Consider the following 21,980-nt stretch of genomic DNA (forward strand, 5'->3'; position numbering starts at 1 on the left):
GGCGCCTTCACCATGAACCTGGAAGCCCTTGATCAATTCGCGGGGTTCAGGACACGTCCGCGCTGTTGTACGCCCAGTGTGCCGTACGGATAGTCGGCCACGATCGGACGGCTGACCTCGGTGAGCAGGCCTGCCTCCTTCTCGGACAGGTGCAACTCGGCGGCGCCGAGGTTGTCGTCGAGCTGTTCGAGCGTGCGCGCGCCGAGGATCACCGACGTGACCGCGGGCCGGTCCGCGACCCAGGCCAGCGCCACCTGCGACATGGACACGCCACGCCCCTCGGCGATCTGCCGCACCGTGTCGATGACCTGCCAGGTTCGCTCCTGCGCGTTGCGCGGGGCATAGGCCTCCATGCCACGCTGCGGGTCCTCGCCGAGCCGAGTGGCGCCGGTCGGCACGTGGTCACGCGCGTACTTCCCGGTCAGCCAGCCACCGGCCAGCGGCGACCACGGCAGGATCCCGATGTTCTCATTGCGGCACACATCCACCAGCTCGAACTCGATGTCGCGCACCAGCAGGTTGTACTGGGGCTGCAGCGTCACGATCGGCGCGTGCCCACGGAACCGGGTCAGCAGCGCCGCCTTCTGCAACTGCCAGCCGAGGAAGTTGCTGACGCCCGCGTATCGGATCTTGCCGGCGCGCACCGCGTCGTCGAAGAAGCCGAGCGTCTCCTCGATCGGGGTCAGGGGATCCCAGGCGTGCGCCTGGTAGAGGTCGATGGTCTCGACCCCGAGCCGGCGCAGACTCGCCTCCAACGCCCGGGACAGGTGGGTGCGGGTCAGGCCCGCATCGTTGGGCCCATCCCCCATGGGAAAACGCCCCTTCGTCGCGATGACGAGCTGATCCCGTACCCCCTGACGGGCCGCCAACCAGCGACCGATGATCTCCTCCGACACACCCCGGGAGTAGACATCGGCGGTGTCGATGAAGTTCCCTCCACGCTCGACGAACCGGTCGAGCTGAGCATGGGACACCTCCTCGCTGCTCTCATTGCCGAACGTCATCGTGCCCAGGCACTGTGTGGACACCACCGTGCCGGTGCTGCCCAAGGTGCGGTACTCCATCGGTCTGCCTCCCTCAACGAGATCCAGTTCGGAGTCTGCTCGACCGGCATTGATCTGTCCAACAGCAGAAACTGATCCGTTCCATCACCCAGCACGATGAATCCCGATGCCCACGAACCCGCCCGGCCGCACAGCCGGCTCAAGGGATGGCCGGGTCCACCCCTGAGGGGGACGGGATGACCCGCGCATGATGGGTAGCGGGGTAGCGAGCGGAGCGTGAGCGGTCATAATGTCGCAAGAACGACAAGGGCCGCCCAGCCGACCACTCGGCTGGGCGGCACCTGGAAGAGGAGCGGATCGATGACGATGCGGTTCGAGCACGAGTTCGCGGTCCCCGTGCCGATCGAGCAGGCGTGGTCGGTGCTTCTCGATGTCGAGAGGGTCGCTCCCTGCCTGCCGGGGGCGACACTCGACACCGTGGACGGCGACGTCTTCACCGGCCGGATGAAGGTCAAGGTCGGTCCCATCACGGTGACCTATCGGGGCCAGGCGTCGTTCGAGGCGGTCGACAAGGACGCGCACTCCCTCAGCCTCAAGGCCTCGGGCAAGGAGGCACGCGGCACGGGCACCGCCAGCGCGGTCGTGAGCGCGGCCCTGGCCGCGGAGGGCTCCCAGACCAAGGTCACGGTGGAGACCACGTTCAACGTGACCGGCCGTCCGGCGCAGTTCGGGCGCGGGGTGATGGCCGAGGTGGGGGCCAAACTGATCGACCGGTTCGCCGCCAACCTCGCGGCGCTGCTGCGGGAGACCCCCGAGGAGGTGACCGCGACCGCGCTGTCCGAGGGCGCCGCGCCTGCCATGTCCGAGGAGCCCGCGACCACCCCCTTCAACCAGCCCGTCGCCAGCCCTCTGGGCGAGCCGGCCACCCCCATCCTGGACGAACCGGCCACACCCGTCCTGGACGAACCGGCCACACCCGTCCTGGACGAACCGGCCACACCCGTCCTGGACGAACCGGCCACACCCGTTCTGGACGAGCCCACTCAGGCCGGCCCGCCCGCGGAAGCGGACCGACCGGTACAAACGGGGCCGTCCGCCGAAGCAGCCGAGCCCGCGCCGATCAGCGAGGCAGGCCACCCCGGCGAGCCCGCGCAGACCGGCGAGGCCGGCCACCCTGGGGAGCCCGCGCAGGCGGGGCAGCCCGGACGGCACCTCACCGCCGTGCCCGACTCCTACGACGAGCCGTACGCCGAGGAGGTCGCCGGGCGCGAGGCGCATCCCGCGGGGACGGCCCGTACGTCCCGGACCGCCGACGAGGAGGCACTCGACCTGCTGGAGATCGCCGGAGTTCCGCTACTCAAGCGGGTCGCCCCGGTGGTCGCCGGTCTCGCCGCCCTGATCTTCATCGTCTGGCTGGTACGGCGCGTGCTCACGGGCCGGTGACCCACTGATCCGCAGGTGATCACGTGAGCGTCGGTGACCCACTGACCGGTCGGTCCTCTGGTGACCGGCAGTTCCATCGGTGAGCCGCTGACCGCCCATACCCGACTCGTCCGCCAATATCAGCCACGGTCGCGACGATAAGCGCAAAAGTCCGGCAGGCGCAGGTCAGCACTCCCCCGAGACCGGCGGCATGACCACGTCCCTGGGCATACCCGAGTCAGGTCAATGCCGACTCAGGGGATCAAGCATGCAGCCGGACGTCAGCGTTGTGCTCATCACGTTCAACGATTCCTCCCGGATGGCACGGGCCCTCACCTCCGTCCTGAACCAGTCACTGCGCAACCTCGAAGTGATCGTCGTGGACGACGCCAGCACCGACGACACCGCCCGCGTGCTGGCCCGGTTCGACGACCCCCGCATCCGTTACCTCCGCCGGGAGACCAACAGCGGAGGGTGTGGCGCGCCGCGCAACACCGGGCTGGACGCCGCCCACGCTGCGCACATCATGTTCCTCGACAGCGACGACGAGCTGACCAGACATGCCTGCAAGAGCCTGCTCGGAGAGGTGGAGCGGACGGGGGCCGACTTCGCGTCGGGGCAGATATCGCGGCTGTTCGAGGCGACCGGGCTCACCCAGCGGTACTACCCCTCCCTCTACCGGCCCCGGAGGGTGGTCGAGGGCATCCGCTCCGAACCCGGCCTGTTCCTCGACGGGTTCGCGACCAACAAGCTCTACCGCACCGCGTTCCTCCGCGAGCAGGGCCTGCGGTTCGCCGAGAACATCCACTACGAGGACCACGTCTTCACCGCCGCCCTGTACTGCGCGGCCCGGCGCTTCGCGGTCGTTCCGTGGGTGGTCTACCTCTGGCACCGGGCCGTCGACCCGACCTCCATCTCGCTCTCCCTGCAACAGATGGACAACATCCGGCACCGGGTGCGGGCGGCGCAGATCAGCGACGCGATCCTGCGGGACAACGGCTGCTCGGACCTGGTCGGTGACAGGCAGCGGCGCTTCCTGGTCCAGGACCTGCGCGTCTACCTCAACAAGCTCCCCCACCGCACCAAGGTCTGGACCAAGGAGTTCGCCTCGGTGGTGCGCCCGTACCTCGACGAACTGGAGCCGGGCGTCCTCGGCCGCGCCGAGCCGATGACCAGGGTGTGCTGCCACCTGCTCCGTACCGACCGTCTGGAGGACCTGGTCGTGGCGACCCGGTCGCTGACCGCGCCGAAGGCCGCGCCCCGCCACGCGCTGCGGGTGGACGGCCGGACGTACTGGGGCACGCGCGCCGACCCCGGGCTGGACATCACCGATCTGCGGCTGGCCGAGCTGCCGTTCACCGCGTCCAGGATCCGGCACGAGATCTGCGAGATCTCCCACGAGGGCACGGTCGTGTCGATGACCGTTCGGACCTACGACCCCTTCGCGGTGCTGCGGCGCTCGAAGAGCGTGGCCGACCTGACCGTCAAGGGCCTCTCCGTACGGCTGGACCCGCGGCGGCAGGCCGACGGCAGCTATCTCACCCAGGTGGAGATGGATCTCGCCGGGGCCAGGCTCGGCAGGCTGGGGTTCGACGGCCGGCGAGACGTGCGGATCGCGTTCACCCGGCCCGACGGGCATCGGACGAGCGACCGCCTGCTAGTAGACCCCGGCACGCCCCCGCTGGTCCTCACGGTGGGCAGGCACCAGGTCACGGTCGGCCCGGAGGGCGACAGCGCCTTTCTGCGCGTCTCGTGGCGGCCCGCCGGTTCGCTGCGGGGCGCGTCGCGGTTGCGCGGGCTCCGCGCCCTGACCGGCCGCGCCGATCTCAAGCTGTGGGTGTACCGGCGCCTGATCCACGTGCTTCCGCGCCGTCGCGACCTGGCGCTCTTCGAGTCCGACATCGGCGCCGGCTACACCGGCAACCCCAAGTACATCCACGAGGAGATCCGGCGGCGCGGGCTGCCGCTGGAGGTGTGCTGGTCGGTGCGCGGCGGTGACCGTACCGGCTTCCCGGCGGACGTTCCCCTCGTGCGGCGGATGAGCTGGCGCTACATCTGGGTCATGGCACGGGCGGGGTACTGGGTGGACTCGCACGGGTTGCCGCTCGACTTCCCCAAGCCCAAGGGGACGCGCTACCTGCAGACCTGGCATGGCCAGACGCTCAAGACGGTCGGATTCGACTCCCCCGACCTGCGTGGCGACTTCCCCGGCCCCCGCGAGCAGTGGCGCGCCGCCGTGGCGCGGTGGGACGCGCTGGTGTCGCCGGGGCCGGAGTTCGAGCGGGTCTTCGTGCCCTCGAACGAGTACACCGGCACCGTGCTCGGCTTCGGCTCGCCGCGCTGCGACGTGCTCGTCAACGGCGATCCGGCGGCGGAGTCCCGCGTGCGCGAGGCGCTGGAGATCCCCGAGGACCGCAGGATCCTGCTGTACGCGCCGACGTACCGGGACCTGTCCAAGCGGAGCGGGACGTCGGTGCGGGTGGACCTCGACGTGCTGGCCGGGGCGCTGGCGGACGAGTGGGTGGTGGTGCTCCGCACCCATCCGGTCGAGCGGTTCAAGGTGCCCGAGCGGGTGCGGCACTTCGTGCGGCCCGCCGGCTCCTATCCCGAGGTCAACGACCTCATCCTCGCCTCGGACGCCCTGCTCAGCGACTACTCGTCGATCATCTGCGACTACGCCTGCACCGGGCGGCCGATCCTGCTCTACGCCGACGACTACGACGAGTACGTCCGGATCGAGCGCGGCCTGAACTACGACCTGCGCGAGATCGCCCCGGGACCGATGCTGTCGACCACCACCGAGCTGGTCACGGCGCTGCGCCACCTTCCCGAGGTCACGGTGGAGTTCGCGGAGCGGTACACCGACTTCGTCGGCCTGTTCTGCTCGGAGGAGACGGGCAAGGCCGCCCCCCGGGTGGTGGACGCCTTCTTCCGCGGCTTCGGAGCGCCTCTGTGAACACCGTCGTGTTCGCCTGCATGGACGCCGACACGCTCGGCGGCATCCAGCAGGTGACCCACACGGTCGCCCAGGGGCTGGCCCTGCGCGGCCACGAGGTCCACGTGATCGGCCTGCACCAGGCGACCGATCCGTTCCAGTACGTCGAGCGGCCGCTGTACGAGCACCATGTGGTGCAGCGCCGGCCGCTCGGCAGGGGACGGCGCCGGGTGGCGCGCAGACGGGTCTCCCGGCTGCTCTCCTCCCTCGGGCCGGGATACGCCGTGCTGACCTCGCCTGGGGTGGTGTCGTGGGTCGCGGACCTGATCCCGCCCCGGCTGCACGCCATCGGGCAGTACCACGGCTCGTTCGACCACGCCCGCGGCACCTCGCACTTCGCGTCCGTACGGCGGGGCTACGGGGACCTCGACCAGGCCGTCTTCCTCAGTCCCGACGACGCCTGGCGGTTCGCCGAGGAGGCGCTGCTGCCCAACACGGCCGCCCTGCCCAATCCGCTGCGCGGGTGGCCGGAGAAGGTCTCGTTCCTGGACGTGCCGCGGGTGCTCGGGGTGGGGCGCCTGGCCGCCGTCAAGCGTTTCGACCGGCTGATCACGGCCTTCGCCCGCGCCGCACGTACACAGGCGCAGTGGGAGCTGCACCTGATCGGCGACGGGCCGGAGCTGGGCCGCCTGTGCTCGCACGCCGCCTCGGTCGGGGTCGCGGACCGCGTGGTGTTCCGCGGCCGGGTCCCCGCCTCGGAGGTCGGCCAGGAGTATCTCAACGGCTCGATCCTCGGGCTCTCCAGCGAGCACGAGGGTTTTCCGCTGGTCGTCGGCGAGGCCGCCTCGTACGGCATGCCGACGGTGGCCTTCGACATCTCGGGAGGCGTGCGATCGCTGGTTCTCGACGGCATGACCGGCGTCCTGGTGCCGCCCGCGGACCTCGACGCGTTCACCGGAGCTTTGAGCGGGCTGATGGCGGACCCGGCCAGGCGGCGGCGCCTGGGAACGGCCGCCCGGGCGCACGCGGGGTCCTTCCGGCTCGACAGGGTGCTGGACCGCTGGGAGGACCTGTTCGCCCGCGCCCGTCGCTGACGGCGTCGACACGGCCCGGGCGGCCGAGGCCGCCGGCGCATCCCAGACCGCCGAGGCCGCCGGCACGGCCTCCCACCGGGGCGCCGGCGCCTGTCGTCAGCACCTGACGCGCCTGTCGTCAGCACCTGACGCGCCTGTCGTCAGCCCCGGATGAGCTGCTGCGCCGACCTGCGAGGCTGCGGGACCCGGACGAGGGAGAGCTGCCCTGAGGTCAGCATGGCCGCGAGGGGGCCGGGTTCGCGCATGCGGTTGACCACGTCGCGCCCCCGCTGGTCGGCCTGGGCCAGCCGGCGCCGGACGACCGTCTTGCGGTAGGCCAGCAGATGCGTCATGGCGGCCCGGGAGCGGCCGGTCACCTCGTAGCCCTGGGCCTGGAGGCGGCCTCCCAGCACCTCCTCGCAGAGCGCTATCTCCCAGGGCGCGAGCCGGGTGGTCCAGCTCCCCACCCTCGTCCTGGTGACCTCCCTGTGGGTGTTGCTGTGCCAGACCTTGTGGGCGGGGACCGCCGTCGTGGCCATGTGGCGCGGCTCGCACATCGCGGGATCGAACTCCTCGCCGAGGAACCCGCACAGCTTCGTGAGCTCCCCCTGGGGGTCGGCTGTGAGGTCCTCGTACCGCAGCTCGTAGTAGCCGTCAGCCGGCAGCCGCCGGGCGTACCGCCGTCCCTGGTCGATCGACTCGGCCCAGGTGGCGATCGCGTGGAAGACGTCGAGCGTGAACCACGGCATCTCCTTCAGCGAGGCCACGCAGTCGCGCCCGTCGCGGATCAGGTGGATGAACTGGGCGTCGGGGAAGAGCCTGAGCAGGACGTCGACGTGCTTGACGTAGCTGGGCCGCTTGTCCCCCCAGCGCGGCTTGCCGAACCGCTCGGCGTACGCCCGGAAGGCCTCGCCGGTCACCGATCCCAGCGAACCGGGGCCCTCGGCGGCCCTGCGGACGTAGGACGCGCGGTCGATCCCGAGCTCGCGGAACTTGGTGGTCTTGTCGGTGGCGATCCACTCGGCCAGCCTGCGCCGGTTCTCGGCGTCGCGCATGTCCCCGTGGACGCGGCGGTGGAAGTACGCCGGGATCAGGAACCGGGTCTCCGGCGGCACCGCGATGCGCTCGTGCGAGTGCAGCATGAGCTGCAACATCGTGGTGCCGGAACGTGGACACCCGATGACGAAGATCGGCCTGTCGGGACTCATCGATCTACACCCCCGTGAAGAACGGATCGGTCCGCACGTGCTGCTGGTCGTCCGGGCCGGGCGGCCTGGACCCGGTTCGCGCGGCCGGCGCCCGGGTCGAGAGCCACATGCGGTAGACGAGGAAGATTTCGTTGAGGACGAGCAGCGCACCGGCACCGGTCGTGACCGGAAGCAGCGCCGCGGGCCCGATCAGCGGCGCGAGGACGAACACGGCCGCGTGGAACTCGATGCCGCTCATCAGGTGGGTACGCACCCGGTGCCGGGCGAGGAACTGGCCGAAGCGCTGCCGCACGCTCATCCGGGCATCGGCCGGCTCGTACGGATCCGCCTTCTCCTGGTCGTACGGCGCGGCGCCCGGCGACGGCGGGGCGTGGGAGAGCGCCCGGCGCGAGATGGGCTGGGTGGCGGCGAAGGAGTCGGCGTGGGCGGACGCCTGCCGGGGGATCGTGGCGCCGTAGCCGGCGTCGTGACCGGGTTCCCGGGCGGGCGGCTCGTACGGCGTGGGCATGCGGTCGGCGGGCTCGTACGATTCGTACACGTGATCACCGTGGTCGGCCGGCTCGTGCGCGACGGCGGCGTAGTCGGGGAACTCGTGCGGCGGGGTCAACGGCGAGCTGTAGGACACGTCGTATCCGGCGCCCTGGCCGAGCGATTCGAGCGCCATCGCCTCCCGCATCGCGGCGAGCTCCTCGCGGCGTGCGACGCGCCGGCGGGACTTCACGGTCTGCCGCACCCGCTTCATCTGCGGGGCGTTGACGTACCGGAACAGGTCGAGAATGGCGATCCCGGCTCCGAGCAGCACGTAGGCGAGCCGCCCCGTCGCGACGTACTGGCCGTATGCGAGGCCCATGGCGCAGAAGACGACGCGGATCCGGTCGCCCACGTAGTCGAGCCAGAGCCCGAAAGGCGTGCCGGTGCCCTTGAGCCGGGCGATCTTGCCGTCGACACAGTCGACCATGAAGCTCACATAGAACAGCGCGGCGCCGAGCATGAGGCTGTTGGCCGCGAAACACGCCGCGGAAGCCATGCCGAGAATCAGCGAGAAGCGGGTCAGGGCATTGGGCGTGATCTCAGTGCGATTCGCTACGAACAGTGCCACCCGGCAGGCCACCGGGTCGACCATGAACACCGTCCACCATGAGTCTCTGCGTTTGCGCGTCGCGCGGACGTCATCCAGCGAATAGGACCTCATGGCTGCCAGCATGGCGACGCGAAGCCACCGAAAACTCACCGTCTGTAACTAACATGAGATCTCTAGATGCTTTCTTGACCGGTCCGGGCGACTGGCCCACGGTCCTTGACCTGCGGTCACAGGAAGCCGAGCTTCCGATCGCCTTGACGCTCCTTTCGCAGGGCCGAAGACCGGCAAACACGCGATCATCTCCGTTGTGTACACGGCCGACCACATATCGTGGTGACCATGAGCTCGACGCACAGGGGGGCGCATTCGCCGGAGCTGAGTGTCATCGTCCCGATCTACAACGTGGAGCGGTTCCTGGCGGCGTGCCTCGACTCGCTCGCCACGCAGACCTGGCGTGACTTCGAGGTCATCATGGTCGACGACGGCTCCCCCGACGCCAGCGCCGCCATCGCCGCGCGGTTCGCCGCACGTGACTCCCGGTTCCGGCTGGTCAGGCAGGCGAACGCCGGCCTGGGCCGCGCCCGCAACACCGGTGTCCGCCATGCCGGCGGAGAGTTCCTGGCCTTCGTGGACAGTGACGACCTCCTCCCGGAGTACGCCCTGGAGTACTTCCTCGCGAGCCTGCGCACGACCGGTTCCGACTTCGCGACGGGCAACGTCGACGTGCTGACCTCCCGGGGCAGGAGGCGGTCGCCGATGCATCGTCCGATCTTCCGGGGGTCGGCGGCGCAGACCCACGTCACGCGCAGGCCCGTCCTGCTGTACGACCGCCTGGTCACCAACAAGGTGTGGCGCCGCTCCTTCTGGGACCTGCACGGCCTGCGCTTCCCCGAAGGGGTGCTCTACGAGGACATCCAGGTGGCGATCCCGGCCCACTTCCTGGCCGCGAAGGTCGACGTCCTGGCCTCCCCCGTGTACGTCTGGCGGCGTCACGCGTCCTCCATCACGCGGAACCGCGTCAACATCAAGAGCATGGAGGACCGCTTCTCGGCCGTGGAGTCGGTCCGCCGCTTCCTGGAGGAAGAGGGGTCACGCAGGTTCCTGCGCGAATGGGACCGCGTGGCCCTCGACTCGGACCTGCGGATCTTCATGCACCTGCTCGACCGTGCCGACGAGCCGTTCCAGCGGCGCTTCCTCGATCTGGCGGCCGGCTACCTGCACCGTGTCCACCGCGCTTCGACCGACCGCCTCAGCGCCATCAGGCGGCTCCAGTGGCATCTCGCCGGGTCCCGGATGCTTCCCGAGTTGCTCGAGACGCTGTCGTTCGAAAGGGCGACCAGGGGCGAGCACGCACGGGCCGTGCGCCACGGGCTGCGCCACTACGGCAGGCTCCCGTTCCTCGACGATCCCCGGTACGCCGTGCCGCGCGCGGTCTACCGCATGCGGGAAGACCTCGCGCTCGAACAGGAGGTGCGCGCGGTGACCTGGCGCCGGGGTGATCTGCTGCTGTCCGGCCGCGCCCGCGTCCTGCACCTGCGCGCCAACCGGCGCCGTGATCAGCAGATGGTCGCCTGGCTGGTGCAGAAGGGCGGCCTGCGCCGGTTGCCGCTGGGCGTGGTCCTCGGGTCCCGTGGCCGCTACCGGCTCACCGTCGACCCCAAGCGGCTCCACGTCCGGCGGGCCCCGGCCCCGGTGACCTGGACGGTCGAGTTGTGGGTGCTGAACCACGGCGTCTTCCGCCGGGCCGAGCTCGGGCCGCCGGCCCACGTCAAGGCGCGGGGCCTGGTGAGCAGGCAGTTCGAGCAGGGGGTGTGGGCACGGCCCCACTGGTCCGACCAGAAGACGCTGCGCATCACCGTCGGCCCGGTCCAGGCGCAGCTCACCGGCCACCGCCTCGTCGGCGAGGACCTGGAGCTCTGCCTGAACGTCCCGGGCCTGGCCGGCGACGGCGCCCGTCTGTGCCTGACGCCCCGGCCGGGCGGCCTCACCCGCCACCACGCGCTGGTGCGGGGCGAGGAGGCGGCGTCGTTCAGCGTGCGCGTTCCCGTGGGTCCGCTGCGGCGAAGCGCGACGGGACGGCCGTCGGAGTGGCGGGCGCACGTCATGGGGGGCGTGCTGCCCGAGCCGGTCGCGGTCACGATGCCGGGCGCCAAGGGCCGGGCGCGTTACACCACCTCCGAGCAGGAGATCACGCTGAGCCGGGCGGCGGCCGACGAGCTGGCGATCCGGGTGCGTGAGCCACGCACCACGGCGACGGTGTTCCCCGCCGTACGCCAGGCGATTGTCTGATCATTAAGGTATCTATACCGATTTTGCGTGCTTTTTCCGTTTAAGGGAAGGCTGGGATAAGGTGGCGCGGCCCTGACGGAAAAGGAGAATACCGATGCGGCGATGGATCCCGATCGTGCTGGCGGCGGCCGCGACGCTGACAGCGGCTCCGACCGCGTCGGCTCAGACTTCGGGGCCGTCGATCGCCGCTCAAACCTCCCGGCCGTCGGCCGCCGCCGTCAACTGCGCGAAGGTGAAATGCATCGCCCTCACCTTCGACGACGGCCCTGGCCCTTACACCGGGAAGCTGCTCGACCTCCTGCGCAAGCACCACACGAAGGTCAGCTTCTTCCTCGTCGGCACGCGTGTCGAGAAGTACGGAAAGATCGCCCGGCGGATGGCGCGCGAGGGCCACGAGATCGGCAACCACACCTACGACCACCCGCACCTGACCTCGCTCCCCGACGACGAGATCGAGGAGCAGCTCGGCCGCACTCAGGACCTCATCGAGCGGGCGACCGGACAGGTGCCCGGCATCATGCGCCCGCCGTATGGTGACACCGACGACCGCGTCGGGTCCGTCGCCACCGAGCTGGGGTTGTCGCAGATCCTGTGGAACGCCTCCTCGCGAGACTGGGAGCTGCGTGACTCCGCCGCCATCACCAAGAAGGTCGTCGGCCTGGCCAAGCGGAACCGGGTCGTTCTGATGCACGACGTGTGGCCGGAGACCGTCAAGGCCATGCCGAAGATCCTGTCGACGCTGAAGAAGAAGGGCTACCACGTCGTACCGGTGAAGTCACTGCTGCGCGGCAAGGAGCTCGGCGCGGGCGAGATCTACCCCGTGGGCGGCTGGCGCTGACGCACGGCCGGTCAGCCGCCGGGCGAGGCGGGCGAGGCGGGCGAGGCGGGACCGGAGTCCGGGTCGGAGCCCGGGGGCAGCGTGTGGCAGGCGCGAAGGCGCCAGTGGCTGATGGCCGGGTCGGTGAGGACTTCGGTGACGGTCTCCTGGATCTGCGTGGTGGTGATGTCGTCGTCGGTCTCGACGCGGATGATGATCTCCCCGTTGGCCTGCCTGAGGTTCTTGCGCCAATGGTCGGGCAGCAGGGCCAATATCCGGATGCCGTCGATGGGCGATTTCCCCGAAAGGTGCGGCGGGGTGGTGTGCATCGTTAATTCGACCAGCATTGTCTCGCGTCCTCATTTAGTCCCAGATGGTACCGTTCGTGCCGGTCAGAGCCGGGTCCCAGATGGCGCTGGCGGGCGCGGAGCCCCAGGTGGCGACCCTGGCGGGACACGGGATCCCCGAGCCCCGTGTGGTGCCGGCGGTGAGGGTGGTGCAACCGCCGATGGCGATGCTACAAGCATCGGCGGCCGGGACAATGACGGCGCACACCTTCGCGACGAAGTTGAAATGCGCCGACAGGACCGGAGGATACGTCATTTCCTCCCCTTATTGGACATCGCCATTACCGCGACAACGGCTGCTAACGTTGTTCTGCGACCTTTCCGAGGTCGCGTTCAGCGCCGAAGACGGTCCAAGCCGATTCAGACGACGAGGAAGATGAGCGACGTGCGCGAAAAGGCCGAGCTGTACGCTCTTGACCTCTCCGATGTGACCTGGCTCAGCGCCCCCGGGAGCAGTTCGGAAGACCGCATAGAGATCGCGTATCTTCCGGGCGGCGCCGTCGCGCTCCGCAACCCGGCCGATCCCAACGGCACGGTGCTGAGGTACACGGCCGCCGAGTGGCACGCCTTCGTCCTCGGCGTCCAGGACGGCGAGTTCGACGACTGACCCGGCCGCGAGTTCGACGACTGACCCGGCCGCGAGCAGCCATCGCACCACCTCGACGACTGCTCGCCGGCCGCGGACCTACCGTCGCACCACCTCGACGACGGCGGCGTCGCCGTTTCGGTCGATCTTGACCACGGCCGCCGCCCGGTCGCCCGTCAGATCGCCCTGGACCAGACGAGCCCTGTCCTGGGGGAGGAACAGGCTGTCGATGCCGCAGGAGAGCGGCCCGTACCCTCGCGTCTCGCAGCGCAGGTACGGCGGAGCCGCCGGGCGCTGCCGCACGATGCCCGTGCCCTTCCACAGAGGGCCGTCGGCGACCAGCGGGACGAACACCTGCCCCGGCCGCTCGCCGTCGGCCACCGGAAGCCCTGGATAGTCCAGCATCACGTACGCGCCTCGGAACGGGTCGATCGGGTCGATCGGTCCGGCGGCCAGGCGGTACTCCGTGCCGGTCAGCCGGGCCGATAGCCGGGGCGCGACGGCCACCACGAGCAGAACGGCCTGCAGGAGCAGCGCGGCGGCGACCAGCACCGGGCGCGAGAGCAGGGTGAGGCGGCTCATCGGGTCACCTCCATCAGACGGCGGCGCCCGTAGATGACCAGGACCCCGGTGAGGATGAAGACCACTCCGAGGACCAGGAAGAGCGCCGCACCGGCGAACAGGGACTGGAACACCGCGAAGCTCTGCACCGTGACGAAGACCACGAGAGCCACCGTGACCAGGAAGACCAGGGAGGACAGGTCGCGCCGGGCCGCGACGACGGCGAACCAGCAGGCCGCCAGGATGTAGGCGAGCGTGCCCACCAGTGCGCGGGCCGTCTGCGTGGCGCCGAACCCGCCCGAGCGCCCGTACTCGACGACGGGCGCCCACGCGACCAGCAGCAGCGCGATCCCGATCATGAGCCCCACGGCGAGGACCTCACGGCGGCCGTTCGCGTCGCCGAGGACGAGCGCGACCGCCATGGCGACAGCGGCGGCGGCCAGGCCGGACCACACCGCCGGCGAGCCGAACATGCTCTCCCGCCCCACACCGGGGAAGGCCGCGACGAACAGCCCTGCCAGGGCGAGCACCACTCCGGCCAGCCGCCACGGCGGTGCGAACCGGGGTGCGGCGACTCGCTCGTGCAGGACGGCGGCGGACGAGGCCATCGCGCCGGCGGCCAGCAGCGCCACGGCGACGGCCGCAGCGCCGTCCGCCTGCTCGCCCACCAGCCAGGCGTACCACGCCGGTCCGAGGAGCAGGGCCGCGACGAGCGGGCCGGTCGCGCCCGTCGCGTAGGCGTAGGCCAGCGCGCCGGCGGCCCACACGCCGAGGAGGCTGGAGGTGTACGCCGGCACCTGGAGGCTCTGCGCCGCCTGGAAGATCACGCCGCCCGCGGCCAGCACCGTGATCAGCCTGGCCGCCTGCTTCCCCGCCGGATGGGACAGGACCTCGCCGGCGACGGCCGCGGCGATCCAGACCAGTGTGATCCCGGCGAAGCGCACCAACGGCGAGAGCTCGTCGAGATTGGCCGACACCAGCCAGATGAGCCCGACCCCGAGGAAGCCGCCGCCGAGCACGAGGACGAGCCGTTCGAGGCTCAGGCGCCGGCCGACGGCGTAGCGGCCCCCGAGGCGCTCCGCCGTGCCGGCGTCGATGACCCCCTCCGCCTGCCACTGGGCCAGCTCACCACGCAGCCACGCAAGACGCCGGGCCGGTACCCGTACCGGGACCTGCCGGGTCGATTCCATCACGCGCTTCCTTCCTGTTCCCCCACCAAGGACGACCGATTGGCCCAAGTTTGGCGTGACGAATGTGCTCAGAGCCTGAGCATTCATACTCAACTGGAGGAAGTACCTCAACCCATACAACCAGTACGCCCGCACGGGGCTTGCCCCGTGGGGCGGCTATCCGGGGGACGGCGCCGTACCGTGCCGGAGCGCGTCCGGCAGGGCTCGCGCGAGGCGGCGGCCCAGGCGCTGCATGGGGTGTTCGACGAAGCGGTAGGTCAGCCAGCTACAGCACAGCACCAGGGCGACGAACGCGACCGCGAGCAGCGACTGCGCGATCGGCGACTGCTTCCTGGGATCGCCGAACACGGTCACGAAGAGCTTCAGCAAGGGGTGGTGCAGCAGGTAGACGGAGTAGCTGATCAGGCCCAGCCAGACCAGCACACGGGGCACCGCACGGTGCCGCAGGGCCATGCCGATCGCGAAGGTCGCCGCGGCGAGCACCAGCGTGGCGATCCACACGTGTGGATACGCCCACCACCCCGCCCGGACGGCGAAGAACGGGACGATCGCCACCACGACCGCCACGACGGCCGCCGTGCGCGGGCCCGACAACCGCCCCTGCTCCCACCGATGGAGCGCGGTGCCGGTGAACATCACCGCCAGGATCGCGGGGCCGAGCCAGGGCGTGCGGCTGCCGAGCAGTACGAGCGTCACCGCCAGGCCGCCGAGGAACAGCGCGCCGACCATGCGCGCCCTTCGTGAGCCGGTGACCACGCAGGCCAGACCGGCGAGCAGGACGGCGGCGGCGATGAAGGCGGCCGGGCCGCGCGTCAGCAGGGGACCGGCCAGCAGGAGGCCGACCACGAGCGAGGCGACGGCGAACGCCACGGCCCACACGCCGCTGTGCTGGTGGAGCCCGGCCACGAACAGCGCCGTGACCAGGAGGTAGAACACCATCTCATACGAGAGCGTCCACATCGTGTCGGCGACCCCGGCCGAACCGACGACGTCGACGAGCATGGTGGCGTGCGCGGCGGCGGTGGCGGGGTCGGGCACGACCTCGTCACGCAGCGGCACGAGCGGGACCAGCGCGAGCACCAGCCCGATGACCATCAGGTAGAGGGGGTACAGGCGGAAGAGCCTGCCCACCCAGAACGCCCGCACGTCGCCCCGGTGCTCCAGCGAGGCGGGGATGATGTAGCCGCTGACCAGGAAGAACACCAGCACCCCGTACATGCCGAGGTTGAACCAGTGGGGCCGCAGCCCGGGCAGGAAGCGGTAGAACATGTGCTCCAGCAGCACGGCGATGGATCCCACGCCACGAACGGCGTCCAGCCACGCCAGCCGAGGCCGGGAAGTGGCGCCGGTTCGCGCGTATTGCGGGGGTGCCGTGAGCATTTGACAAAACTTACCGAAACCGGAGTCAGCAAACCGGCGACCTGGAGCTATATCCCGTTTCGTCCATGTTCAACGGGTGAATGGAATGGGATTCTCCCCCGGTATAACCCTGAGGCGAGAAAGGTCCCTCACTCCCACTCGATGGTGCCCGGGGGCTTGCTGGTCACGTCGAGGACCACGCGGTTGATCTCGCGCACCTCGTTGGTGATGCGGGTGGAGATGCGGGCCAGCACGTCGTAGGGCACGCGGGACCAGTCGGCCGTCATGGCGTCCTCGCTGCTCACCGGCCGGAGCACCACCGGGTGGCCGTACGTGCGCCCGTCGCCCTGGACGCCGACCGATCGCACGTCGCCGAGCAGCACGACCGGGCACTGCCAGATCTCACGGTCGAGACCCGCCCGCGAGAGCTCCTCGCGGGCGATCGCGTCGGCCTCCCGCAGGATGGCCAGCCGGTCGTGGGTGACCTCGCCCACGATGCGGATGCCGAGCCCGGGGCCGGGGAACGGCTGACGCCACACCATGGCCGGCGGCAGCCCGAGCTCCTCGCCCGCCCGGCGCACCTCGTCCTTGAACAGGGTGCGCAAGGGCTCGACCAGGGCGAACTTCAGATCGTCAGGAAGGCCGCCGACGTTGTGGTGGGACTTGATGTTGGCCGTGCCCGTGCCGCCGCCCGACTCGACCACATCGGGATAGAGCGTGCCCTGGACCAGGAAGTCGACGGGCCCGTCGGCCAGGATGGCCCGCTGCTCGTCCTCGAAGACCCGGATGAACTCCCGGCCGATGATCTTACGCTTCTCCTCGGGGTCGGACACCCCGGACAGCGCCTTGAGGAACCGCTCGGCGGCGTCCACGACCCGCAGTTTGACGCCCGTGGCGGCGACGAAATCACGCTCGACCTGCTCGGCCTCGCCCTTGCGAAGGAGCCCGTGGTCGACGAACACACAGGTCAGGCGGTCGCCGATGGCACGCTGGACGATCGCGGCGGCCACCGCGGAGTCGACCCCGCCCGACAGGCCGCAGATGGCCCGTCCCCCGGGCCCTACCTGCTCGCGCACGGCCTCGACGGCGTCCTCGACGATGTTGAGCATGGTCCACGACGGGCGGCATCCGGCCGCGTCGAGGAAGTGCTTCATGACCGCCTGGCCGTGCTCCGAATGCAGGACCTCGGGGTGGAACTGCACCCCGTACAGGCCCTTCTCGGGGAACTCCATGGCGGCGACCGGGGTGTCCCGCGTCCACGCGGTGACCTCGAAGCCGCGCGGAGCGGCGGCGACGCTGTCACCGTGGGACATCCACACCGACTGGGCGGAGGGGAGCCCGGCGAACAGCACGCCCTCGCTGCCCACGGTCAGCGGCGTGCCGCCGTACTCGGCGATGCCGGTCTGGGCGACCTGGCCACCGAGGACCCGGGCCATCTCCTGGAACCCGTAGCAGATGCCGAAGGTCGGCACCCCGGTGTCGAACAGCCCTTCGGGGGCCGCGGGGGCGCCCTCGGCGTACACCGACGAGGGGCCGCCGGACAGGATGATCGCCTTGGGGTTCTTGGCGAGCATCTCGTGCACCGGCATGGTGGAAGGGACGATCTCGGAGTACACGTGGCACTCACGGACCCGCCGCGCGATCAGCTGCGCGTACTGCGCGCCGAAGTCGACGACAAGGACCGTGTCGAAATCAGACACCGAAAACCCCCCATAGAACGCCGCGGTCCTCACAGTCTATCGGCGGCCACCGCTGCCGGGACGCCGCCCAAGATCTGCCGCCGTGATCCCACGACCTGGCCCGCTGAACCACGCCGTCACGGGATGCGTCCTAGGGACATGAGGAATTCGATCGGTACGGCTGCGGCCGCCGCGCTCGCCTTCGGGCTTGTGGCGACGGCGTGCACGAACGGCGGAGGCAGCGCGGCGCCCTCGCCCGGGGAACCCGTGACATTGGGCGATATCAAGCTGGTGTCGTACACCGGCTGCGATGACATGCTCGCCGGCCTGCGCAAGGAGGCGGCGGAGAATGTGGGCCCGTGGGGCCTCGGCGGGGACACCATGTACCGTGCCACCCGCGAGCAGGCCGACATCTCGGCCAAGGCGGACACGGCCAGATCCGTCCCCACCCACTCCACCACGAACGTCCACGAAGCGGGCGTCGACGAGCCGGACCTGGTGAAGACCGACGGTAAGCGGATCATCACCTTCGGCCAGGGCGTCCTGCGTGTGGTGGACGCGGCGTCGAAGAAGGTCACCGGCACCCTGCGGCTCGTCTCGGCCGAGCAGGGGTGGGCCCCCGGAGACCTGCTGGTCCACGGTGACCGCGCGCTGGTCCTGTTCTCCGGCGGCGGCATCATCCCCCTGGGTGCCATGGCGAAGCGGCCCGTGTCTCCCGGTCCGCAGTACATGCTGGTCGACCTGAAGGAGCTGAAGCTCCTCGGCTCGATCACGCCGGCGGGCTCCAGCGTGGACGCGCGCATGGTGGGCTCGACCGCACGGATCGTGGTGAGGTCGCAGCCCGAAATCCGCTTCCCGGAAGGGCGCCCGGACGACTCCGAGGCCGAACGGACCAAGCGGAACAGGGCGGCCGTCGAAGCCGCCCCGGTCGACGCCTGGCTCCCGACCTACGAGGTCACCGGCCCCGACGGGTCTTCCCGCAAGGAGAAGGTGAAGTGCGAGCAGGTCAGCCACCCGGATGAGTACACCGGGACCTCCCTGCTGACCGTGCACACCATCGACCTGGAAGCCGGGATCGGCACCGGCGACCCGATCAGCGTGGTCGCCGACGGCGACACCGTCTACGCCACCCCCACCAGCCTGTACGTCACCAGCAACCCCAACTGGTGGTTCCAGCGCATGGTGGTCGACGACACCGTTCAGTCCGAGCCGGTTCCCAGCACCGTGTCCCCCACCGGCACCGACGTGTCTCCGGGTGGTGCGGACGCCTCCCCCTCGGGGGCGGGGGCGTCCCCCTCCGCCTCGGTCGTCGCGCCCAAGGACCCGACCTCGACCCCCGCCGAGAAGGTCGAGCCCAGCAACGACCCCTCGATGCCCTCGCTGCTCCCCGAACCGACCGCGACGCCGACGGACACCGCCCCGGTCACCCCCGTCCCGCCGTCCACGGCCACGCCCACCGCGTCGCCGAGCGCGGAGAGCACTCCGAAGGTGGATCAGGCGCCTCCGCAGCAGACCGAGGTGCACCGGTTCGACATCACGGGGTCGGGAGCGCCGAGATACGTCGCATCCGGGCGGGTTCCCGGCCGCCTGCTCAACCAGTACTCCCTGTCGGACTTCGAGGGGAACCTGCGGGTGGCCACCACCTCGTCCAGTGACGAGGGGCTGCCCACGGTGAAGAGTTCGAGCGCGGTCTACGTGCTCAACGCCGACACGCTCGCCAAGGTCGGCGAGGTCACCGGCCTCGGCAACGGCGAGCGGATCTACTCGGTGCGCTTCATCGGCCCCCTGGGATACGTCGTGACGTTCAAGCAAGTGGACCCGCTCTACACGCTGGACCTGCGAGACCCGGCGCAGCCCAAGGTCACCGGCGAGTTGAAGATCACCGGTTACTCCGCCTACCTGCACCCCGCGGGCGAGGGGCGGCTGCTCGGCATCGGCCAGGAGGCGAGCGACAAGGGCAGGACGCTCGGCACCCAGGTGTCGCTGTTCGACGTCAGGGACCCGGCCAATCCGGTGCGGCTGTCACAGTTCCACAAGAAGGACTCCGGCTCGGAGGCCGAGTGGGACCCGCACGCGTTCCTCTACTGGCCCGCGACCGGCCTGGCCGTGCTGCCGCTCAGCAGCTGGGGCGCGAAGACCGAGGACTCCCGGACGTCCGCGATGGTGCTCAAGGTCACCGACGACGCGATCACGAAGGTCGGTGAGGTGACACACCCCAGTCCGGCTCAGTCCGGCGGCCGCCTGATGCCGACCGGCACGATGATCCAGCGCTCCGTGATCATCGGCGACACCCTGTGGACGGTCTCGCAAAAGGGTCTCAAGGCGAGCGACATGGCGAGCCTGGACGACCAGGGCTGGATCCCGTTCGAGTCCTGACGGCCGATCCGGCATGACATGCTTCCGGGCCGTATCGCGCAGTACGGCCCGGAGTGCCGGGCCGCACCGTTCCGGCCCCTCTCGGGGGCGCCGGAACGTGCGGCCAACGGTACGTCGGAGTTCAGACGGGCTCGCCGCCCGGCTCCCCCACCGGGACGATCTCGGGGGCGCCGAGGCGGATGGCGTCGGCCTCCTGGTCGGTGTCCTGCTCCTGCGACGCCCGTTCGGCCTCGACCCGCTTGGTGTAGTACTCGACCTCGCGCTTGACCTGCTCGGCGTCCCAGCCCAGCGGCCCGGCCATCAGCTCGGCGGCCTCCTCGGCCACCGCCGTGCCCCGGTGGAAGGTCTCGATCGAGATGCGCGTACGGCGGGTGAGCGCGTCGTTGAGGTGGCGGGCGCCCTCGTGCGTGGCCGCGTAAACGATCTCGGCGCGGAGGTAGTCGTCGGCACCGGTCAGCGGGCGGGCCAGCGACGGATCGAGCTCGATCAGCGCCAGCACCTCGTCGATCAGCGAGCCGTACCGCTGCAGCAGGTGCTCGATGCGGGCCACGTGCAGGCGCGAGGAGCGCGCCAGCCGGTGGCGCGAGTTCCACAGCGCCTGGTACCCCTCGGCGCCGACGAGCGGGATCTTGTCGGTGCAGGACGCCGGCACGCGCTGGTCGAGGCCGTGCACGACAGCGTCCACCGCGTCCTTGGCCATGACGCGGTACGTCGTGTACTTCCCGCCCGCGATCATCACCAGGCCGGGAACGGGGTGGGTGACGACGTGCTCGCGTGACAGCTTGGAGGTCTCCTCGGACTCCCCGGCCAGCAGCGGGCGCAGCCCCGCGTACACGCCCTCGACGTCGTCCCGGGTCAGCGGCACCGACAGCACCGCGTTGACGTGGTCGAGCACGTAGTCGATGTCCTGGCGCGAGGCGGCCGGGTGGGCCTTGTCGAGCGACCACTGGGTGTCGGTGGTGCCGACGATCCAGTGCCGTCCCCACGGGATCACGAAGAGCACCGATTTCTCGGTGCGAAGGATGATTCCGGTGAGCGAGTGGATCCGGTCGCGCGGGACGACCAGGTGGACCCCCTTGGAAGCCCGCACGTGGATCTGGCCACGCCCGCCGACCATCTCCTGGATCTCGTCGGTCCACACACCGGTCGCGTTGACCACCTGACGCGCGCGGACGTCGAACTCCGCGCCGGTCTCCAGGTCCCGCACCCGGACCCCGGTCACGCGCTCGCCCTCGCGCAGGAAGTTGACGACCTTGGTGCGTGACGCGACGTACGCCCCGTACGCGGCGGCGGTCCGCAGCATGGTCGTGACGTACCTCGAGTCGTCCACCTGGGCGTCCCAGTACTGCACCGCGCCGGTCAGCGAGGACTTCCTCAGCGAGGGGGCGAGTCGCAGCGCGCGGCGCCGCGACAGGTGCCGGTGCCCGGGGACCCCACGGGACAGCCCGGTCGAGAAGCCCAGCGAGTCGTACATCGTCAGACCGGCGCCGACGTAGGGGCGTTCCCAGACGTGGTGGGTCAGGGGGAACAGGAACGGCACCGGGCGCACCAGGTGCGGGGCGATCCGCTGGAGCAGCAGCGCCCGCTCCTGCAACGCCTCGCGCACGAGGTCGAAGTTGAGCTGCTCCAGGTAGCGCAGGCCGCCGTGGATGAGCTTGGAGGACCGGGAGGAGGTGCCCGAGGAGTAGTCGCGCGCCTCGACGAGACCGACGGAGAGCCCGCGGGTCACGGCGTCCAGCGCGACGCCGGAGCCGACCACGCCACCGCCGACCACGATGACGTCGAGTTCATGGTCGGGATCGGCCATGGCCGCCAGCGCGGCCGTTCTCTCGGCCGGGCCCATGCGCGCCGAGTAGATACCGCCGCCCCGGGACTGCACATCGCTGCCGTCCCACCGGACCTGATGCCGGCCGTCCACACTCCCGGCCTCCGGCCCCGCACCGCCGTCCGAACCATCGGGCCGCTGCTGCCCATCGCCTCCCAGGCCGACCGCACCCACGGCCTCCGCCCGCGCGCCCGGCTCTCCTTGCAGAACGTGCTCCTCGGCGCCGTC

17 protein-coding genes are annotated in these 21,980 nt (G+C 70.5%); 7 read left to right on the forward strand and 10 right to left on the reverse strand.

Going from position 1 to position 21,980, the window contains the following annotated elements; translation table 11 throughout:
• Positions 1-32: 32 nt before the first annotated feature.
• On the reverse strand, positions 33-1,064 hold the full coding sequence (locus ABD810_RS36865) for an aldo/keto reductase (protein WP_344952056.1): 1,032 nt from the start codon (positions 1,062-1,064) through the stop codon (positions 33-35).
• A 300-nt stretch (positions 1,065-1,364) separates the two neighbouring features.
• On the opposite strand from ABD810_RS36865, the gene ABD810_RS36870 reads away from it, so the two are divergent.
• The 3 genes from ABD810_RS36870 to ABD810_RS36880 all read left to right on the forward strand — a co-directional run bounded on the left by ABD810_RS36870 (position 1,365) and on the right by ABD810_RS36880 (position 6,455).
• Complete coding sequence (locus tag ABD810_RS36870; RefSeq protein ID WP_344952058.1) at positions 1,365-2,447, forward strand: SRPBCC domain-containing protein; 1,083 nt, start codon at positions 1,365-1,367, stop codon at positions 2,445-2,447.
• 247 nt (positions 2,448-2,694) lie between these two features.
• Positions 2,695-5,382 carry a bifunctional glycosyltransferase/CDP-glycerol:glycerophosphate glycerophosphotransferase gene (locus ABD810_RS36875; protein ID WP_344952061.1) on the forward strand — a complete coding sequence of 896 codons (2,688 nt, stop codon included), beginning with the start codon at positions 2,695-2,697 and terminating at the stop codon, positions 5,380-5,382.
• Positions 5,379-6,455 carry a glycosyltransferase gene (locus tag ABD810_RS36880; protein WP_344952064.1) on the forward strand — a complete coding sequence of 359 codons (1,077 nt, stop codon included), beginning with the start codon at positions 5,379-5,381 and terminating at the stop codon, positions 6,453-6,455. The genes ABD810_RS36875 and ABD810_RS36880 overlap by 4 nt, the downstream gene beginning before the upstream one ends.
• 140 nt (positions 6,456-6,595) lie before the next feature.
• On the opposite strand, the gene ABD810_RS36885 is transcribed toward ABD810_RS36880, so the two are convergent.
• On the reverse strand, positions 6,596-7,642 hold the full coding sequence (locus ABD810_RS36885; protein WP_344952067.1) for a sulfotransferase family protein: 1,047 nt from the start codon (positions 7,640-7,642) through the stop codon (positions 6,596-6,598).
• A 4-nt stretch (positions 7,643-7,646) separates the two neighbouring features.
• The gene (locus tag ABD810_RS36890) at positions 7,647-8,834 is read right to left on the reverse strand and encodes a CDP-alcohol phosphatidyltransferase family protein (protein WP_344952070.1); all 1,188 of its coding nucleotides are present in this window, start codon (positions 8,832-8,834) and stop codon (positions 7,647-7,649) included.
• A gap of 228 nt (positions 8,835-9,062) precedes the next feature.
• On the opposite strand from ABD810_RS36890, the gene ABD810_RS36895 reads away from it, so the two are divergent.
• The gene (locus ABD810_RS36895; RefSeq protein ID WP_344952073.1) at positions 9,063-11,012 is read left to right on the forward strand and encodes a glycosyltransferase; all 1,950 of its coding nucleotides are present in this window, start codon (positions 9,063-9,065) and stop codon (positions 11,010-11,012) included.
• A gap of 94 nt (positions 11,013-11,106) precedes the next feature.
• Positions 11,107-11,850 (forward strand): polysaccharide deacetylase family protein, encoded by a 744-nt coding sequence (locus ABD810_RS36900; RefSeq protein ID WP_344952075.1) that lies wholly within the window; start codon positions 11,107-11,109, stop codon positions 11,848-11,850.
• Positions 11,851-11,861: 11 nt separating this feature from the next.
• Here the strand turns inward: ABD810_RS36900 and ABD810_RS36905 are convergent, their stop codons facing one another.
• Together ABD810_RS36905 and ABD810_RS36910 are read right to left on the reverse strand one after the other, a co-directional pair.
• On the reverse strand, positions 11,862-12,176 hold the full coding sequence (locus tag ABD810_RS36905) for a hypothetical protein (protein ID WP_344952078.1): 315 nt from the start codon (positions 12,174-12,176) through the stop codon (positions 11,862-11,864).
• 16 nt (positions 12,177-12,192) lie between these two features.
• Positions 12,193-12,432 carry a hypothetical protein gene (locus tag ABD810_RS36910; protein WP_344952081.1) on the reverse strand — a complete coding sequence of 80 codons (240 nt, stop codon included), beginning with the start codon at positions 12,430-12,432 and terminating at the stop codon, positions 12,193-12,195.
• 120 nt (positions 12,433-12,552) lie between these two features.
• On the opposite strand from ABD810_RS36910, the gene ABD810_RS36915 reads away from it, so the two are divergent.
• Positions 12,553-12,783: a DUF397 domain-containing protein gene (locus tag ABD810_RS36915; protein ID WP_344952083.1), complete on the forward strand. Its 231-nt coding sequence runs from the start codon at positions 12,553-12,555 to the stop codon at positions 12,781-12,783.
• 78 nt (positions 12,784-12,861) lie between these two features.
• Here ABD810_RS36915 and ABD810_RS36920 read toward each other — a convergent pair whose 3' ends face one another.
• The 4 genes from ABD810_RS36920 to guaA all read right to left on the reverse strand — a co-directional run bounded on the left by ABD810_RS36920 (position 12,862) and on the right by guaA (position 17,605).
• Positions 12,862-13,344 (reverse strand): GDYXXLXY domain-containing protein, encoded by a 483-nt coding sequence (locus tag ABD810_RS36920; protein ID WP_344952086.1) that lies wholly within the window; start codon positions 13,342-13,344, stop codon positions 12,862-12,864.
• A complete protein-coding gene (locus tag ABD810_RS36925) occupies positions 13,341-14,513 on the reverse strand; it encodes a DUF2157 domain-containing protein (protein ID WP_344952089.1) in 1,173 nt (390 codons plus the stop codon). Before ABD810_RS36925 ends, ABD810_RS36920 begins: the two co-directional genes overlap by 4 nt.
• A 156-nt stretch (positions 14,514-14,669) precedes the next feature.
• Positions 14,670-15,893 carry an acyltransferase family protein gene (locus ABD810_RS36930; protein WP_344952092.1) on the reverse strand — a complete coding sequence of 408 codons (1,224 nt, stop codon included), beginning with the start codon at positions 15,891-15,893 and terminating at the stop codon, positions 14,670-14,672.
• 128 nt (positions 15,894-16,021) lie between these two features.
• Positions 16,022-17,605: a glutamine-hydrolyzing GMP synthase gene (gene guaA, locus ABD810_RS36935; protein WP_425567027.1), complete on the reverse strand. Its 1,584-nt coding sequence runs from the start codon at positions 17,603-17,605 to the stop codon at positions 16,022-16,024.
• Between the two features lie 105 nt (positions 17,606-17,710).
• Between guaA and ABD810_RS36940 the strand changes: the two genes are divergently transcribed.
• Positions 17,711-19,927 (forward strand): beta-propeller domain-containing protein, encoded by a 2,217-nt coding sequence (locus tag ABD810_RS36940; RefSeq protein ID WP_344952098.1) that lies wholly within the window; start codon positions 17,711-17,713, stop codon positions 19,925-19,927.
• Positions 19,928-20,048: 121 nt separating this feature from the next.
• On the opposite strand, the gene ABD810_RS36945 is transcribed toward ABD810_RS36940, so the two are convergent.
• Positions 20,049-21,770, reverse strand: coding sequence for a glycerol-3-phosphate dehydrogenase/oxidase (locus ABD810_RS36945; protein ID WP_344952594.1), 1,722 nt, complete (start codon positions 21,768-21,770; stop codon positions 20,049-20,051).
• Between the last annotated feature and the right edge of the window lie 210 nt (positions 21,771-21,980).

This window comes from Sphaerisporangium flaviroseum, assembly GCF_039537005.1.
Taxonomy (GTDB): Bacteria; Actinomycetota; Actinomycetes; order Streptosporangiales; family Streptosporangiaceae; genus Sphaerisporangium; species Sphaerisporangium flaviroseum.